13 protein-coding genes are annotated in these 16,691 nt (G+C 71.0%); 11 read left to right on the top strand and 2 right to left on the bottom strand.

Features of this window, described 5'->3' with window-relative positions:
* Window positions 1-24 precede the first annotated feature (24 nt).
* The 9 genes from NC595_RS03295 (at window position 25) to hrpB (ending at window position 10,149) form a co-directional block, all read left to right on the top strand.
* Window positions 25-513, top strand: coding sequence for a GspH/FimT family pseudopilin (locus NC595_RS03295; RefSeq protein ID WP_256488878.1), 489 nt, complete (start codon window positions 25-27; stop codon window positions 511-513).
* The gene (locus NC595_RS03300) at window positions 510-926 is read left to right on the top strand and encodes a prepilin-type N-terminal cleavage/methylation domain-containing protein (RefSeq protein WP_253564842.1); all 417 of its coding nucleotides are present in this window, start codon (window positions 510-512) and stop codon (window positions 924-926) included. The genes NC595_RS03295 and NC595_RS03300 overlap by 4 nt, the downstream gene beginning before the upstream one ends.
* A complete protein-coding gene (locus tag NC595_RS03305; RefSeq protein ID WP_253564843.1) occupies window positions 926-1,588 on the top strand; it encodes a prepilin-type N-terminal cleavage/methylation domain-containing protein in 663 nt (220 codons plus the stop codon). Before NC595_RS03300 ends, NC595_RS03305 begins: the two co-directional genes overlap by 1 nt.
* On the top strand, window positions 1,588-2,454 hold the full coding sequence (locus NC595_RS03310) for a type II secretion system minor pseudopilin (RefSeq protein WP_253564844.1): 867 nt from the start codon (window positions 1,588-1,590) through the stop codon (window positions 2,452-2,454). Before NC595_RS03305 ends, NC595_RS03310 begins: the two co-directional genes overlap by 1 nt.
* Window positions 2,451-3,605: a PilN domain-containing protein gene (locus NC595_RS03315; protein ID WP_253564845.1), complete on the top strand. Its 1,155-nt coding sequence runs from the start codon at window positions 2,451-2,453 to the stop codon at window positions 3,603-3,605. Before NC595_RS03310 ends, NC595_RS03315 begins: the two co-directional genes overlap by 4 nt.
* Window positions 3,602-4,237: a type II secretion system protein GspM gene (gene gspM, locus NC595_RS03320; protein WP_253564846.1), complete on the top strand. Its 636-nt coding sequence runs from the start codon at window positions 3,602-3,604 to the stop codon at window positions 4,235-4,237. Before NC595_RS03315 ends, gspM begins: the two co-directional genes overlap by 4 nt.
* Window positions 4,234-4,959, top strand: a complete 726-nt coding sequence (locus NC595_RS03325; RefSeq protein WP_253564847.1) for a general secretion pathway protein GspN — start codon at window positions 4,234-4,236, stop codon at window positions 4,957-4,959. Before gspM ends, NC595_RS03325 begins: the two co-directional genes overlap by 4 nt.
* A complete protein-coding gene (gene gspD, locus NC595_RS03330) occupies window positions 4,959-7,562 on the top strand; it encodes a type II secretion system secretin GspD (protein ID WP_253564848.1) in 2,604 nt (867 codons plus the stop codon). Before NC595_RS03325 ends, gspD begins: the two co-directional genes overlap by 1 nt.
* A 67-nt stretch (window positions 7,563-7,629) precedes the next feature.
* Window positions 7,630-10,149, top strand: coding sequence for an ATP-dependent helicase HrpB (gene hrpB, locus NC595_RS03335; protein WP_253564849.1), 2,520 nt, complete (start codon window positions 7,630-7,632; stop codon window positions 10,147-10,149).
* A 21-nt stretch (window positions 10,150-10,170) separates the two neighbouring features.
* On the opposite strand, the gene NC595_RS03340 is transcribed toward hrpB, so the two are convergent.
* Window positions 10,171-11,082, bottom strand: a complete 912-nt coding sequence (locus NC595_RS03340; protein WP_253564850.1) for a DUF2167 domain-containing protein — start codon at window positions 11,080-11,082, stop codon at window positions 10,171-10,173.
* Window positions 11,083-11,276: 194 nt separating this feature from the next.
* Between NC595_RS03340 and NC595_RS03345 the strand changes: the two genes are divergently transcribed.
* Window positions 11,277-13,931, top strand: a complete 2,655-nt coding sequence (locus NC595_RS03345; protein ID WP_253564851.1) for a bifunctional diguanylate cyclase/phosphodiesterase — start codon at window positions 11,277-11,279, stop codon at window positions 13,929-13,931.
* Between the two features lie 9 nt (window positions 13,932-13,940).
* Here NC595_RS03345 and NC595_RS03350 read toward each other — a convergent pair whose 3' ends face one another.
* Window positions 13,941-15,329, bottom strand: a complete 1,389-nt coding sequence (locus tag NC595_RS03350; RefSeq protein WP_253564852.1) for a M20/M25/M40 family metallo-hydrolase — start codon at window positions 15,327-15,329, stop codon at window positions 13,941-13,943.
* Between the two features lie 99 nt (window positions 15,330-15,428).
* Between NC595_RS03350 and NC595_RS03355 the strand changes: the two genes are divergently transcribed.
* Window positions 15,429-16,685, top strand: coding sequence for a TIGR03862 family flavoprotein (locus NC595_RS03355; protein WP_253564853.1), 1,257 nt, complete (start codon window positions 15,429-15,431; stop codon window positions 16,683-16,685).
* The last annotated feature ends 6 nt before the right edge of the window (window positions 16,686-16,691 follow it).

A 16,691-nucleotide genomic window follows, 5' to 3' on the forward strand; every position in this document is an offset into this window, starting at 1 on the left:
GCGCCGCCCGCTCGGATCTCTCCGATGAGTACCCGCTGCTCCCGTCGCCGATCCGCCGTGCACCATGCGCGGGGCTTCACGCTGTTCGAGATGCTGGCGGTGATCCTGCTGATCGGCATCGCGGCGGCGGCGGTGTCGATCTCGGTCTCGCAAGGCCTGGCCGGTGCGCGCGTCAGCGCGGCCAGCGGTGAACTGGCCGCCACCCTGCGCGCCACCCGCGCCCAGGCCATCGTGAAGGGGCAGGAGCAGCATTTCGACCTGGACATCCGCGCCGGCAGCTACACCGGCGCGGACGACCGCACCCGCGAGCTGCCGAAGGGCATGAAGGTCAGCATCACCAGCGCGAAGGAAGACCAGGTGTCGCCCACCGTCGGACGCATCCGCTTCTTCCCCGACGGCAGCTCCACCGGGGGGCACATCACCCTGCAACAGGGGCAGCGGCGCTGGCAGGTCAACGTGGGCTGGCTGACCGGCGCGGTCAGCGTGGTGCAGCCTGGTGCGGCGCCGCCATGAAGACGCCTCGCCGCCAGCGGGGTTTCAGCCTGATCGAGGTGATCGCGGCGCTGCTGCTGCTGGCGATCGCCTTCACCGCGCTGATGAAGGTGGCCGGCGGCGCGATCGACCTGACCCACCGCGCCGCCCAGCGCAGCGAGGCGGCGATGTGGGCGCGCAGCCTGCTGGACAGCGCCTTCGTGATCGAGCCGCCGCAGGCGGGCACCCGCACCGGTCGGTTCGACAACCGCTACCGCTGGCAGTTGCAGGTGACGCCATGGACGCCGGAGGGCAAGCCGCCGCCGAATCCGCCGTTGCAGCTGTACCGGCTGGACCTCGACGTGCGCTGGAGCGAAGGCGGCCACGAACAGGACGCGCGCTTCAGCACGCTTCGCGCCGGGATGCCAACGGGTGCGGGCGGAGGCGGGCGGTGATGCGCGCCCGCGGTTTCAGCCTGCTCGAGGTGCTGCTGGCGCTGGTGCTGCTCAGCGTGCTGCTGCTGGGTGTGTACTCGGGGATCCGCACCGCTACCCACGGCGTGCGCTCGGGCACCGCGGCGGTGGAGCGGCTCGACCAGATCCGCTCCACCCAGCAGCTGCTGCGACGCGAGCTGGCGCAGGCGATGGTGGCGCCGATCGATCACGACGCCAACGGCGATGCGCTGTTCTTCGAAGGCAAGGCCGATGCCATGCGCTTCGTCGCCCCGCTGCCGGGCTATCTCGACAAGCTCGGGCCCCAACTGCTGAAGCTGTCCCTGGTCGACGATCATCATGGCGGCAAGCAGCTGCAGTTGCAGTTGGCCCTGCTGCCGCCGGACGGCAAGCCGCCGCGCCCGCTGGGCAAGCCGCAGCTGCTGCTCGATCACGTCAGGCAGGGGCGATTCCAGTACCGCGGGGTGGATGCGCAAGGGCGCGTCGGCGATTGGCAGGACAACTGGCCGGACGGCCGCCTGATGCCGCAGCTGGTGCGCATCGAACTGACCCCGCAGGGCACCACGCCCTGGCCGGAGCTGACCATGCCCCTGCGGATCGACCCGAGCAGCGGGCTGATGCTGCAGGGGCCGCTGCTGCGCATGCGGGCGGCGGGAGCGCGATGATGCAAAGGTCGCCTCTCCCACGTCGCCAGCGCGGCGTCGCACTGCTGGTGGTGCTGTGGGCCTGCACCCTGCTGGCGGTGCTGCTCGGCGGCTACGCGCTGATGGCGCGCACCGAGGCCCTGCAGGCGCGCTATGCGTTTGCCCACACCCAGGCGCACTACGCGGCCGAGGCGGGTATCGCGCGGGCGGTGTACGCGCTGCAGGATCCGAGACTGGCACAGCGCTGGATTCCCGACGGACGGTCGTACACCTTCCCGTTCGGCGACGCCTCCGTGCAGGTCCAGATCGTCGACGAGAGCGGCAAGGTGGACCTCAATGCGGCGTCGCCGGCCGTGCTCGCCGGCCTGTTCAAGGCGGCCGGCATGGAGCCGCGGGCCGCCGAGCAGCTGGCGGGCCGGGTGGCGGCCTGGCGCAGCTTCAGCGATGCGGTGGGACCGAACCCGGCCGACGCCGCCTACACCGCGGCCGGGCTCGACTACCTGCCGCGGCATGGGCCGTTCGCCAGCATCGAGGAACTGCGGATGGTGCTCGGCATGCCGGCGGCCATCTACAAGGCGGTCGCTTCGCAGGTCACGCTGTGGTCAGGGCGCGACGCGCCCAATCCGGCTACCGCGCCGCCGCTGGCGCTGGCGGCGATTCCTGGCATGGATGCGGCGCGGATCCAGCAGGCCGAGGACGCGCGACAGGCGCTGGATCCAGCGACCGCGATGGCGTCCGGTGCCGGGGTAACGCATAGTATCCGTTCGCAGGCGACGCTTCCCGACGGCACCCGGGCCGTGGTGCGGGCAACGGTTCGCCTGCGCGGGATCGGGGCTGGCGTGCAGCCGTACGCGGTGTTGCGCTGGCAGGAGGGAGACGGGGAATGAGTACCGCAATGCAGTCGCTGCGGCCGTCGCTGGAGCGCGCGCGGCGCGCCTGGCGCGGCTCGCCGCTGCCGGCGTTCCTGGCGTGGTGGGGCGGCGAACTGCGCACCCTGCTGCCGGTCCGGATGCGCCAGATGCTGGCCAGCGGTGCCGACTGGCACCTGTTGGAGCATCGGAATGGACACTGGAGCGTGCGCCGTGCCGGCGAGCCGGGCCTGCTGGCGCAATGGCCCGACGACGGCGATCCGACGATCCAGCAGCAGGCCCTGCGCCAGGCACTGGCCGCGGTCGATCCACAGGATCTGCGGCTGGCCCTGTGCCTGCCGGTATCGGCAGGCCTGCGCCGCACACTGGCATTGCCGTTGGCCGCCCGCGACAACCTGGCCCAGGTGGTCGGTTTCGAGATCGATCGGCAGACCCCGTTCCGCGCCGAGCAGGTGGCGACCGATGTGCGCGAGCTGGCGCGCCCGGTCGGCGAGGGCCGCTTCGCGGTCGAGCTGATTGCCTTGCCGCGCAGCACGCTCGATCCCCTGCTCGATCGACTGGCCGCCCTGCGCATCCGCATCGATGCGGTCGACCTGCTCGACGGCGATGCCCGGCTCGGCGCGAACCTGTTGCCGCCCGCGCAACGACCGCGCCGGGTCGATCCGCGCGCGCGGCTGAATCTCGCGCTCGTTGCCGCCTGCGTGGTGCTGGCGGGGCTGGTGCTGGGGCAGTGGCTGCACAACCGGCAGGTCGCGCTGGACGCGATGCAGGCCCAGGTCGATGCCATGCACGGCGAGGCGCAGCAGGTGGCTCTGCTGCGCCAGCAACTGCAGGACAATGCCGGCGCAGCCGGCTTCCTGGCACTCAAGAAGAAAGACACCGTGCCGGTGCTGGCGCTGCTGGACGAACTCACCCGCCGTCTGCCCGACAGCGCCTGGCTGGAGCGCTTCAGTGTCGACAGCAACGGTCACCTCGGTTTCCAGGGCCAGGCGACGCAGGCGGCCAGGCTGGTCGATGCGCTGAAGGACGATCCGCTGATCCGCGATGTCGGCTTCCAGGGCTCGATCCAGGCCGATCCGACCACCGGCAAGGAGCGCTTCTACCTCGTTGCCAATGTACGCACGCCGGCGACCCCCGCCGCTGCGGCATCCGCGGGAGCCACGCCATGAGCCGGCTGGTGATGAAGCCGCGCGACAGCCGGCTGGCGGCGATCGGTCTGCTGCTGCTGGTGCTGGTGATCGCCTACTTCGTGCTGCTGCACTGGTGGTTCGTGGCGCCGCTGCAGTCGATCAACGCGCAGATGAGCGATCTGCGCGATACCCAGAGCCGCTACGCCGCCGCCATCGCGCAGAAGCCGGAGCTGGAGAAGCGCCTCGCCGCGATGGGCGCCGGGCAGGCGGCGAGCAGCGCGTTCCTGCCCGAGGACGATCCCAACGCCGCGACCGCCGGGCTGATGCAGCGGGTGGTCGACGTGACCGGTGCGCACCGGCGCGACGGAGGTTGCGAGGTGACCCAGAAGATGCCGCTGCCCGAGCCCCAGGCGGACGGCAGCGAGCCCTACCGGAAAGCCGCGGTGAGCATCAGCCTGCGCTGCGACATCGAGCCGCTGGCCGCGGTGCTGAACGATCTGGAGCAGGGCACGCCTTACCTGTTCGTCGGCGACCTGAGCATCTTTCGCAATCCGGTGATCACCCAGCAGAACGCCCAGGCGCCGCTGGAGGTGCAGTTCACGCTGACCGGCTATGTGCGTCCGTCGCACGCCGGCACCGGCACCGGCACTACCCAGGGAGCCGCCCCGTGAAGGCCGCCACGCAACGCCGGCTGACGCCGATGCTGGTGCTGGCTGCCGGCGTTCTCGGCGCCGCGCTGGTGGTCCTGTTGCTCGGTCTTGGCCAGGGTGTGCGCTGGCGTGCGCCGCATCCGGTGGCACCGCTGCCGCCGCCCGGGCACGGTGCCGCGCTGCCGCCGCCACAGCCGCTGGACCGCTTCGCTACCGTCTGGCAGCGACCGCTGTTCCGTCCCGACCGGCGTCCCGGCGCACGTTCCGGTGACGGCGGTGCCGTCGGCGACCTGGCGCTGACCGGGGTGATCCTCACCCCCAGCTTGCGGATGGCGCTGGCGCACGACAAGACCAACAACCGCGACCTGCAGATCGCCCAGGGCAAGACCACGCCGGACGGCCGCTGGACCCTGGTCGAGGTACAGCCGCGCGCAGCGGTGTTCGATGGCCCCGACGGCCGGGTCGAACTCAAGCTGCCGGCCGGCGCCCCGTTCGACAAGACGCCGCCGGCGCCGGACAACGCGCCCGGTGCCGCCGAGATGCGCAAGGAGGCCGGCGGCGCGCCGTTTCCGGCGACCGGATCGTCGCCGCGCATGGGCCTGACCCCGCCCGGCGCCGGGCGTGCGCAACGCGGGCACCAGACCGAAGCGCAGCTCCAGGCCGAGCGGCTGCGCCAGCTCAACGCCATCATCCAGAAACGTCGGGCCGAGCAGGCAGCCTCGACCCAGCAAGGAGACCATTGATGTTCCGCATGCTGAAGCACCCGATGATCCGCGTGGCCGCGCTGGCCAGCGTGGTCTGGCTGGCCGGCTGCGCCACGATGCCGCCGCCGCCGGACGACGGCGCGCTGCAGCGCGAGGCGATGGCCGGCACCGAAAAGCCGGTGCCGCCGCCGCTGCCGCTGGCCAACCGGCTAGGTGCCGAAACGCCGGCCGCGGTACAGCCGGAACTGCGTACCGGCACCGGCCAGTTCATTCATCCGACCGCCCTGGCGACGCCGCATCCCGCGGCCAAGGGCGACGGCGCGGTCACCTTCAACTTTGAGAACCAGCCGGTGCAGGCGGTGGTGAAGGCGGTGCTCGGCGACCTGCTGAAGAAGAACTACACCATCGCGCCGGGTGTGCAGGGCAACATCTCCTTCGCCACCGCCGAGCCGGTGGACTCCAGCCAGGCGCTGCCGATCCTGGAGATGCTGTTGTCGTGGACCGGCAACGCGCTGGTCAGCAACGCCGGCGGCTACGTGGTGATGCCGGCCAAGGACGCCGCCGCCGGCAACCTGGTGCCGGGCCTGGGCGCCAGCGCGCCGGCCGGTGGCCTGCAGGCGCGGCTGTTCCCGCTGCACTACATCAGCGCGGTGGAGATGCAGAAGCTGATCAAGCCATTCGCGCGGACCGACTCGGTGCTGCTGGTTGATCCGGCGCGCAACCTGCTGGTGCTCTCCGGCACGCCGCAGGAGCTGGCCAACTACGCGAGCACCGTGCGCACCTTCGACGTGGACTGGCTGCGTGGCATGTCGGTGGGCGTGTTCTCGCTCGAGCATGCCAGCGTCACCGACCTGATGCCCAAGCTCGACAGCCTGTTCGGCAAGGACGGCAACACGCCGCTGGCCGGCATGCTGCGCTTCATCCCGATCGAGCGCACCAACGCGCTGGTGGTGATCTCCACCCAGCCGGACTACCTGCACGAGGTCGGCGACTGGATCCACCGCATCGACCGCGGCGGCGGCAACGAACCGCAGCTCTACGTCTACGACGTGCGCAACATCAAGGCCTCGGACCTGGCCCGTTACCTGGCGCAGATCTACACCGACAACGCGGGCGGCGGCAGCAGCTCCGGCGGCGAGGTGGGGCCGGGCCTCACCGGCGCCACGATCGGCAACACCGGCGGCGCAGGTGGCAAGTCGATGGGCAGCACCGCGGGCAGCTTCGGCAGCAGCAGTGGTGGGTTCGGTGGCAATGATGGTGCGCGCGGCGGCGGGCTCGGCAGCTCCAGCGGGATGGGCGACACCGGCGGTGCATCCGGCGGCCAGGGCGGCACCGGCGGGGCGCTGATCAACGCCAGCGGCAGTGCCGGCGGCGCATCGGGCAACCAGGAGTACAGCTCCGGTGACGGCAGCATCCGGATCAGCTCGGTCGATGCCAACAACCAGCTGCTGGTGCGCGCGCGGCCGTCGCAGTGGGCAGAGATCCAGGATGCGATCCAGCGTCTGGACACCGTGCCGCTGCAGGTGCAGATCGAGACCCGGATTCTCGAAGTGAACCTGAGCGGCGACTTCAAGTTCGGCGTGCAGTGGTATCTGCAGGGCCTGGCCGGTGGCACCCAGAACAGCGATGGCAGCTTCACCCCGGGCAACCCGAACAATCCGCGCCAGGGTGCGCTGGGCATCGGCGGCAACACCTACGTGCCCAGCAACGGCGTCACTGGCGATGCGCTGTTCTATTCCTTCGTCAACTCCAACCTGCAGGTCGCGCTGCACGCGATGGAGACCAGCGGCAATACCAAGACGCTGTCGGCCCCGTCGATGGTGGTGCTGAACAACCAGGTGGCGCACATCCAGGTCGGTAGCCGGGTGCCGATCAACAGCACCAGCATTGCGCTCAATGCTGGTACGAGCACACCCGTCACCGATGCGAAGTACCTCGATACCGGCGTGATCCTCAACGTGCAGCCGCGGGTCAATCCCGGCGGCCTGGTCTACCTCAACATCGGCCAGCAGGTCAGCCAGGTCGACCGCACTGCCGCACTGGTCAACGGCAACCCGACCATCTCGCAGCGCGAGCTGGCCACCCAGGTGGCGGTACAGAGCGGGCAGACCGTGCTGCTCGGTGGCCTGATCCAGCAGGACGAGGGCACCTCCGACGGCGGCGTGCCCGGCCTGAACCGCGTGCCCATCCTCGGCCGGCTGTTCGGCACCACCAGCCGCACGCACAGCCGCACCGAGCTGATCGTGCTGATTACGCCGCGGGTGATCACCAGCAGCGACGACGCCCGCCAGATCACCGAGGAGTACCAGCGCAAGTTCGAATCGCTGGCGCCGCTTAGGGCGAAGGAGGCGGCCGTACCGACGGCCGCCAAGACCCCGTCGTCGTTGGGCGCACCGGCCGGGGACGCGGCAGCGACGCCCGAGCAGCTGCAGCAGCAGGCCGAGGCCGCGCTGGCACAGACCGACTACGTGGGCGCCCAGGCATTGGCACTGCGCTCGTGGCGGCAGGGCACGCGCCACGGCGAGCTGTGTGTGCAGAACTGGCGGGTGATCGGCGAGGCGCGGGCGCGACTGAAGGACACGGCGGGCGCCCAGACCGCCGACAAATGGATGCAGCAGTGCGTCGCGGCTGAGCCACGCTAGCTGTCGCGCGGCGACCAGCGCGCCGGCGGGGCGTGTCGCGCCCGCTCCGCCGTTACCATTGGCGCGGATGACTGCAACGCCTGCCGACTTCCCGATCACCCCGCTGCTGCCGGACATCCGCGCCTCGCTCGCCGCGCATCCGCGGCTGGTGCTGGAGGCGCCTCCCGGTGCCGGCAAGACCACTCAGGTGCCGCTGGCCCTGCTCGACGCACCATGGCTGGAAGGACGGAAGATCCTGATGCTGGAACCGCGCCGCATCGCCGCCCGCGCCGCCGCGCAGTTCATGGCGCAGCAGCTGGGCGAGCCGGTGGGGCAGACGGTCGGCTACTCGATCCGCTTCGAGTCGCGCACCAGCGCGGCGACGCGGATCGAGGTGGTCACCGAGGGCATCCTGACCCGGCTGATCCAGGACGATCCGGAGCTCGCCGGCATTGGCGCGATCCTGTTCGACGAATTCCACGAGCGGCATCTTGCCGGCGACCTCGGCGCAGCTCTGGCGCTGGACGTGCAGGGCACGCTTCGGCCCGACCTGCGCCTCGTGGTGATGTCGGCCACGCTGGACGGCGAGCGCGTCGCGCAGTGGCTGGATGCACCGCGGATCAGCAGTCCCGGGCGCAGCTTTCGGGTGCGTATCGAGCATCCCCCGGCGCGGGCGCAGGAGACGCTGGAGCAGCACCTGGCGCGCACGGTGCGGCAGGCGCTGGCGGAGAACGACGGCGACGTCCTGGTGTTCCTGCCCGGACGGCGCGAGATCGCCCGTGCGCAGACGGTGCTCGGGCACACCCTGGACGAGGCGATCGAACTGGTGCCGCTGCACGGCGAGCTGTCGCTGGCCGAGCAGCAGCTCGCACTCGGCGCGGCCGAGCCGGGGACGCGGCGGGTGGTGCTGGCGACCAACGTGGCCGAGTCCAGCGTGACCCTGCCGGGGATCCGCGCGGTGGTCGACAGCGGGCTGGCGCGCGAGCCGCGCTTCGATCCGAATTCCGGCTTCACCCGGCTGGAAACGGTGGCGATCTCGCAGGCTTCGGCCGACCAGCGCGCCGGCCGCGCCGGCCGCGTCGCCGAAGGCACGGCGTACCGGCTGTGGCCGCAGAGCAGGCGGCTGGAGCCCTCGCGTACCGCCGAGATCGCCCAGGCCGAGCTGTCCGCGCTGGCGCTGGAACTGGCGGCCTGGGGCATCACCGCCGGCAGCTGCAGCGACCTGACCTGGCTCGACCCGCCACCGCCTGGTGCCCTGGCGCAGGGACGCGAACTGCTCACGGCACTGGGCGCACTGGATGCCGACGGACGCATCACCGCGCTGGGTCGCCGGATGCTCGCACTTGGTGCCACGCCGCGACTGGCTGCGGCCGCCCTGCGCGCACCGGAGGAACGTCGCGCCCTGGTCGCCGACCTGCTGGCGCTGACCGAGGCGCGCTCGCCGCTGCGTGGCGAGCAGGCGCGCACCGACGACTTCCGCGTGCGCGTCGGCGCCCTGCACGTGTGGCGCGATCGTCGCGGCGGCGGCAGCCACGCCGGTGCCGATGCCGGCGCGCTGGCAGCGATCGAACAGGCCGCCAAGGGCTGGCGCCGCCGGCTGGACCTGCGCACCGCGGCCAGCGGGGTGCCGGACAGCCATGCCGTCGGCGACCTGCTGGTGCACGCCTACCCCGACCGCATCGCCTACCGCGATGCCGGCAATCCGCTGCGCTACACCCTGGCCAACGGCCGCGGCGTGCGCCTGCACGAGCAGACCGCCCTGCTCGGCGAACCCTGGCTGGTGGTGCTGGACCTGCGCCACGAGGCACGCGACAGCTTGGTGCTGGCCGCCGCACCGCTGGACCCGCGCACGCTGGAGGCCGAGTTTCCCCAACGCTTCGCGCGCGCGCGCGTCCTGCGCTGGAACGAGGCGCGCGGCGCGGTGGAGGCGTTCGAGGAACGCCGCTTCGGCGCCATCGTGATGGAGCGCCGCAGCGTGCCGGTACAGCCGGCCGATGCGCTGCCGGCGCTGCTCGCCGCGGTGCGCAGCCGCGGGCTGGAGGTCCTGCCGTGGAGCGACGCGGCGCGCCGCCTGCGCCTGCGCATCCAGGCGCTGCGCGGCTGGATGCCCGAGCTCGACTTGCCGGACGTATCCGACGCCGCGCTGCTGGCCACGCTGGAGGACTGGCTGGCGCCTTATCTCGCGGGCAAGCGCGGCCTCGATGCGCTGGGCGCGGACGACCTGTCGCAGGCGCTCGCCGCGATGCTCGGCTATGGCCAACGCCAACAACTCGACACGCAGGCACCGGACCAGTGGCTGGCGCCCAGCGGCCAGCATCGCCGGCTCGAGTACGCACCGGACGAGCCGCCGGTGCTGGCGGTGAAACTGCAGGAGCTGTTCGGCCTGGCCGACACGCCGCGGGTCGGCGGCGGCCGCGTGCCGGTGACCCTGCACCTGCTGTCGCCGGCCGGTCGGCCGATCCAGATGACGCAGGACCTCAAGGGCTTCTGGGAGCGCACCTATCCGGAGGTGAAGAAGGAGCTCAAGGGGCGCTATCCGCGCCATCCGTGGCCGGACGATCCGTGGACCGCCACGCCCACCCACCGGGCCAAGCCGCGCGGCACCTGAGGCACCGCGCGACTGGCGCGGTCAGGCGGTCTTGCGGCGAAACAGCTTTTTGAACACGCCGACGATCGCCGCCACGATGAAGATCACGAACTTCTTCAGCGCCAGCAGCAGTACGCCGAGCTTGGCGAACAGTCCGGCCTTGGCGGCGATGCCGCCAGCGACCAGCGCACCGATGCCGTAGGCAGCCAGCTTGTCGGTGCGCGAGTCGTAATCGGTGTAGCGCTGGCCGGCGTCGAAGTCTGTCATGTCGAGCACCTCGGGCATGTCCGCCCGCACCTGCGCCAGCTCGCCCATCGGCGCCACCGCATTGAGCGACAGGTAGCCTTCGCGGCCGAGCACGCGGATGTCGTAGTTGAGCGAATGCCCGCTGTGGCCGTCGCGGGTGAACACGAGGTCGCGCGCCCAGTACAGCTTGTGGCTGGATGCGTCGTAGTGTGGCGGCTCGGCCCAGCCGGCCAGCTCGAGCTCCGGATAGCCCTGCTTGCGCCGCTCGGCATTCTCGTGCCGGGTCGACTCCTTCATCTTCGACAGCATGTCGTCGTAGTCGATCGAGGACGCATCGGCGTCGGACACGTAGCCGTCGTCGACGTAGGTCACCACCACCGCCCACTGCTTCGGATCGAGCAGACCGTGCGGGTCGGAGTCGGGCAGGATCATGCCGAGTACGTCCTTGTCCGGCGGGTTGTCCCACAGCTGGGTCAGCACGCGCTGCGCGTCCTGCGGCCCCAGGAACGCGTAGCCCGGCTTCAGCGCCAGGTGGGCGTGCGCGGGGGCAATCGCCACGTCGCCAGTGGCCGGATGCAGCGAGGCCAGGAACTGCTCGGTGCGGGCGTCGCCGGCATCATCCGCCCGGGCGGGCGAGGCGTGCGTGGCACAGAGCAGGACGAGGGCGGGCAGTACGAGTCGTGCCGGCGCGCCGAAGCGGTAGGTCATCGGAAAATCCCCCTGGTGTCGGTCCATCGAGAAGACGCCTGGCAGCAGGCGCCGTCCGGGGACGCCCCCTGCGCCCCGTCCGGGTTTTTAGCAGTCGCCGCACCTTCCCGCCAGCGCCGGGCTTTTTCGTACTGCGGCGTGACGCCGGATGTGCTCAGATAGCGCGGTTGCCCGACGGCGATAGGGACTTCCGCTTGAGTTCTGCCCCCGTTCCTCGTCCCGATCCGGACCTTTCCCCGCAGACGCCCGTGGTGCGCCCACCGTGGGGAGGGTTGGCATGGGTGTGGGTGCTGGCGACGCTGCTCGCCGGGGTGCTGCTGACGCTGGTGCTCCATCAGCAGCAGCAGGTGCGGCAACGGGCCGCGGCGCGGGCCGCCCTGGACGAGCTGGCGGACAAGAGCTTCACCGCCCTGCAGGTGCGGCTGGTGACTTCCGAGTTGCTGATCCGCTCGGTGCAGACGCTGTACATCGCCTCCGACCAGGTGACCGCCGACGATTTCCAGCACTTCTACGCCAACCTGCGACCACGCAGCCTGTTCCCGAGCCTGGTCGCGCTGGCCTATGCGCAGCGCGAGGCCGGGCCGTCCGGTGCGCGCTACATCACCCGTCATGTCGCACCGCTGGAAGGCAACGAGCGCCTGCTAGGTCTGGACGTCACCTCGCAGACGCCGAATATGTCCGCCCTGGTCGCCGCCCAGGAAAGCGGCCAGCCGGTTCTTTCCGCGCCGTTCGATCTGGTCCAGCACGAGCCGGATGGTCGCCCGATCCATGGCGTCACCATGCGCCTCCCGGTCTACAGCGAGGGACCGCCCCCGGCGACATCGGCCGAGCGGCTGGCGCGGCTCGAGGGATCGATCGCCGCATCCTTCCGGGTTTCCCAGCTGATCGGCGGCGCGTTTACCCCCGAGGCGCTGCACAAAATGCACGTCCAGGTCTTCGACCTTGCCCGGCCCGGACAGGCGCTGTTCGATTCCGATGCGGCGGCCGTCGCGGGCAGCGAAGGCGACTTCCGGCGCGACCTGCATTACGGCGGCCGAGTGTGGCGGGTGCGCATGGATTATCCGTTGCTGCCCGAGCGCTGGAGCTGGAGCGGTACGCTGCTGCCCGCCGGCCTGCTGATCAGCCTGCTGCTCGCGTTGCTGGTCTGGTCGGTGGCGGGTACGCAACGCCGGGCGATGGAGCTGGGCTGGCGGATGAGTCGTCGCTATCGCGAGAGCGAAGAGCGGTTCCGCGCGCTCAACGAGCTGTTGCCTGCGCTGGTGCTGCTGGCCGATGCGAACGAGGGGCGGGTGACCTACGCCAACCGTGCCGCCCGCGACCGGCTGGGCGACCCGCTGGGTCAGGCGCTGCCGACGTTGTTCGAGGATGCCGCCGTGCGTGGGCGGCTCGCCGATCCGCAGGCCGGTGCGGTCGAGCAGCTCGAGGCGGTGTTGCGGCATGGGCAGCGGCAGCGTTTCTGGGCCAGCGTGTCGATCGCCCACGTCGAGCTCGACGGCGTCTCCAAGCTGCTGATGGTCGCTTCCGACATCACCGAGCAGCGCCTGCTCAACGACCGGCTGCTTCACCAGGCCAGCCACGACGCGCTGACCGAGCTGTACAACCGGCGCGAGTTCGAGCGTCATCTGGGCGAGGCGATGGCGGCGATCGCCGCCGGTGCGCCGGCGGCGGCACTGCTGTACATCGACCTGGACCAGTTCAAGCTGATCAACGACACCTCCGGCCACATGGCCGGTGACCAGCTGCTGGCACAACTGGCGATGACCATGCACGAGCAGTTGGGTGACCATGACGTGCTGGCGCGGCTGGGCGGCGACGAATTCGGCGTGCTGTTGCCGCGCATCGGCAGCCTGGCAGCGGCCGAGGCGCAGGCCGAGCGGTTGCGGCGACGCATCGACGGCTACGTGTTCATGTGGGAGCAGCGCAGCTACTCGGTCAGCGCCAGCGTCGGCGGCGTCATGCTCGACAAGCCCGGCATGCACCTGCACGAATTGTTCGCCCAGGCCGACACCGCCTGCTACATGGCCAAGGAGGCCGGCCGCAACCGGGTGCACTTCTATTCCGAGCACGACGACGAGACGGCTCGTCGGCGCAGCGAGATGGAGTGGGCCAACCGGCTGCGCTGGGCGGCGGACGAGGGCCGGCTGCTGCTCTATTACCAGGAGCTGCTGCCGTTGGCGCCACAGCCCGGGGAGGGCGTGCGGATCGAGTTGCTGCTGCGTTTCCGCGACGAGGAGGGGCGACTGGTGGTGCCTGGCGCGTTCATCCCGGCCGCCGAGCGCTACGGCCTGATGCCGACGATCGACCGCTGGGTGATCGAGACCGCGCTGGCCCATTTCGACCAGTTGCACCCGGCCGGCGCCTCGCTGCAACTGGCCACGATCAATCTTTCCGGCGCCAGCGTCGAGGACGACGCGCTGGCCGATCGCATCATCGAACTGCTCGGTCAGCACCGGGTGGATCCGTCGCGGGTCTGCTTCGAAGTGACCGAGACGGTGGCGGTGCGGCACCTGTCGCAGGTCGCCCGGTTCATGCAGCGGCTGCGCGCGGTCGGCTGCAAGGTGGCACTGGACGACTTCGGCGCCGGCATGTCCTCGTTCGGCTACCTGAAGAACCTGCCGGTGGACATCATCAAGATCGACGGCAGCTTCATCCGCGACATGCTGGATGACCCGGTGAGTCACGCAATGGTGCGCGCGGCCACCGACATCGGCCATCGTATCGGCCTGCTGGTGGTGGCCGAATGGGTCACCAGCGACGCGGTGATGCAGGCACTGCGCGAGCTGGGCGTGGACCTGGCCCAGGGGTTCTCGCTGCACCGGCCGGAGCCGGTGCCGTTCCAGCGCGACTGAGCGCGGCGCCTACTTCGCCGGCGCCTCGGGCGCCTGCCGCTCGAAGCTGCCGGCCGCCCCCGGGAACACCACCGGGCTCTCGTAGCCGTCGGCCGAGACTGAGGACACGCCGAAGAACCAGTCGTCGATCACCACGTCCTTGATCACCGCTTTGTCGACGTCGCCGACCGCGCGCGCGTACTGCCAGCGCGGCGCCGTGGTGTCGCGCCAGTGCACGCGGTAGCCGGCGGCGCCGGGCACCTTGTGCCAGCTCACGGTGGTGTCGGTGGCCAGCGCTCCCTCGGTCTTCACGCCGGTCGGCGGCGCCGGTGCGTTGGCCATCGCGGCCATCGTCACCGTGTTGAGCGCAGTGACCCGGGCCAGGTAGCGGAAGTCGATGCCGTCGATCGTGTCGCCGTAGTGGACTCCATGCTCGGTGCGCAGGTCCTGGTGCTGCCTGGTGTAGTCCTCGTGGCCTTCGCTGACGCGGATCGCCGGGTAGCCGGCCTTGAGGAATTCCACCTGGTCGCCACCGCGACCGTAGCGGTCGGTGCGGTAGATCATCTTCACGCGGAAGTCGGGCAGGTACTGGTCGGCGATCGAGGCCATGTAGCGGGCCACGTTGCGCGAGGGCGAGTCGACCTCGCCGCCGAAGTAGTTGCGGATGCGCGCCTGCTTCGCCGTCTCGGTACTGCGGGTGCCCTCGCTGAACACGCGCACGGTGGTGTTGTCGCGCACGCCGTTCTGGCCGCGGCTGTTGCCGACGATGTCGTTGTTGAGGTCGGCTTCCACCTTCCAGCCGTGCGCCGCGGCGTAGTCGGCCAGCACCTTGCCGCCGTACAGGCCCTGCTCCTCGCCGGACAGCGCGGCGAACACCACGGTGGCGCGGTTGTCCTGCTTCGACAGCAGCCGCGCCGCCTCCATCAGCGCCGCCACGCCTGAGGCGTCGTCGTTGGCGCCGGGGGCGTCGCTGGTCGCATTCATGATGTCGGTGACGCGCGAGTCCAGATGTCCGCTCATCACGATTACCCGGTCCGGATCGCTGCTGCCGCGCTTGATCGCCACCACGTCCATCACCTCGGTGGGTTTCGGAATCCGCTCGCCGGTGAACACCTGCGAGGGCGTGACCACCTCCAGGCAGCCGCCGCAGTCGCGCGAGATCGCCTCGAACTGCGCCTTGACCCAGCGCCGCGCCGCGCCGATGCCGCGCTTGTCCGACCGGGTGTCGGACAGCGTGTGGCGGGTGCCGAAGCCCACCAGGTGGGCGATGGTGTCGTGCAGGCGTGCCTCGCTGGGGGCGCTGGCCAGCGCGTGCAGGGGCGCCTGTTCGCGTGGCTGGGCGGCGTTCTGCGCGGCGAGCGGTGCGCTTGCGGCGAGCAGCAGGGCTGCGGCGAGGGACAGCGGGCGGAGTCGGGACATCGGATCACCTCGTGGAAACGGTCGCGTCGTACAGCGCCTGAGTATGCGCAGCGCACCGCGACTGCACCAGTCGACCTTCGGCATGCGACCATCCGCGGCATGACCGATGCTTCTTCTTCGCGCGTCGCCGTGGTCGGCGGCGGGCCGGCCGGACTGATGGCCGCCGAACAGCTGTGCCAGGCCGGCCTGGCGGTGGACCTCTACGACGCCATGGGTTCGGTCGGACGCAAGTTCCTGCTGGCCGGCAAGGGCGGACTCAATCTCACCCACGGCGAGGGTTTCGCCGATTTCGTCGGGCGTTACGGCGCGAGCGCGGCGCAGGTCGGTGCGTGGTTGCGTGAGTTCGATGCGGAGGCATTGCGCGACTGGGCGCGCGGGCTGGGTGTGGAAACCTTCGTCGGCAGCTCGGGCCGGGTGTTTCCGTCGGACCTGAAGGCTGCACCGCTGCTGCGCCGCTGGGTGCGCCGGCTGCATGCCGACGGCGTGCGCTTCCACATGCATCATCGCTGGTCGGGGTGGCGCGACGATGGTGCGTTGCGTTTCTCCACCCCCGACGGCGAGCGCGCCGTGGCGCCGGCGGCCACCGTGCTGGCACTGGGCGGCGGAAGCTGGCCGCAGCTCGGTTCCGACGGCGCGTGGATGGACGTACTGGCTGCGGCCGGCGTCGCCACCACGCCACTGGAAGCGGCCAACTGCGGCTTCGAGCACGCCTGGAGCGAGCACCTCGCCAGTCGTTTCGCCGGCGCGCCGTTGAAGGCCGTGGTGGCGCATTGGCAGGACGCGGACGGCACGTCACGGCAGCGCCAGGGCGAATGCGTGATCAGCGGCTATGGCCTGGAGGGCAGCCTGCTCTATGCGATCGGCCCGGCATTGCGCCGGCAGATCCGCGAACGCGGCGAGGCGGCGCTGCAGCTCGACCTGGCCCCCGGCTACAGCGTCGACTTGCTCGCCGCCCGGCTCGCCGCGCCCCGCGGCAGGCACAGCCTGGGCGACTGGCTGCGCCGCCGGGCGGGGCTGGACGCCGCGAAGTGTGCGCTGGTGTTCGAGGTGGCCGACAAGACGTTGCTGGCCGATGCCGCGCGACTGGCCGCGCTGGTCAAGGCACTGCCGTTGACGTTCAGCGCGCCGCGGCCGGTGGCCGAGGCGATCAGCACCGCCGGCGGCGTGACGCTGGCCGCGCTGGACGAGAGCCTGATGCTGATCGACCGGCCGGGGGTCTTCTGCGCCGGCGAGATGCTGGACTGGGAGGCCCCGACCGGCGGGTATCTGCTGACCGCCTGCTTCGCCAGTGGTCGGCGGGCGGGACTCGGCGCGGTGGCCTGGCTGCAGTCCACGTCCGCCGCAGGACGGGAATGAATACGT

The organism is Dyella lutea (assembly GCF_024158035.1).
In the GTDB taxonomy this organism is placed as follows: domain Bacteria; phylum Pseudomonadota; class Gammaproteobacteria; order Xanthomonadales; family Rhodanobacteraceae; genus Dyella_A; species Dyella_A lutea.

Excerpts from the sequence above, each read along its gene's own strand:
- NC595_RS03295 (WP_256488878.1), top strand. The coding sequence starts at position 25 with ATGAGTACCCGCTGCTCCCGTCGCCGATCCGCCGTGCACCATGCGCGG.
- NC595_RS03300 (WP_253564842.1), top strand. The coding sequence starts at position 510 with ATGAAGACGCCTCGCCGCCAGCGGGGTTTCAGCCTGATCGAGGTGATC.
- NC595_RS03305 (WP_253564843.1), top strand. The coding sequence starts at position 926 with ATGCGCGCCCGCGGTTTCAGCCTGCTCGAGGTGCTGCTGGCGCTGGTG.
- NC595_RS03310 (WP_253564844.1), top strand. The coding sequence starts at position 1,588 with ATGCAAAGGTCGCCTCTCCCACGTCGCCAGCGCGGCGTCGCACTGCTG.
- NC595_RS03315 (WP_253564845.1), top strand. The coding sequence starts at position 2,451 with ATGAGTACCGCAATGCAGTCGCTGCGGCCGTCGCTGGAGCGCGCGCGG.
- gspM (WP_253564846.1), top strand. The coding sequence starts at position 3,602 with ATGAGCCGGCTGGTGATGAAGCCGCGCGACAGCCGGCTGGCGGCGATC.
- gspD (WP_253564848.1), top strand. The coding sequence starts at position 4,959 with ATGTTCCGCATGCTGAAGCACCCGATGATCCGCGTGGCCGCGCTGGCC.
- hrpB (WP_253564849.1), top strand. The coding sequence starts at position 7,630 with ATGACTGCAACGCCTGCCGACTTCCCGATCACCCCGCTGCTGCCGGAC.
- NC595_RS03340 (WP_253564850.1), bottom strand. The coding sequence starts at position 11,082 with ATGACCTACCGCTTCGGCGCGCCGGCACGACTCGTACTGCCCGCCCTC.
- NC595_RS03350 (WP_253564852.1), bottom strand. The coding sequence starts at position 15,329 with ATGTCCCGACTCCGCCCGCTGTCCCTCGCCGCAGCCCTGCTGCTCGCC.
- NC595_RS03355 (WP_253564853.1), top strand. The coding sequence starts at position 15,429 with ATGACCGATGCTTCTTCTTCGCGCGTCGCCGTGGTCGGCGGCGGGCCG.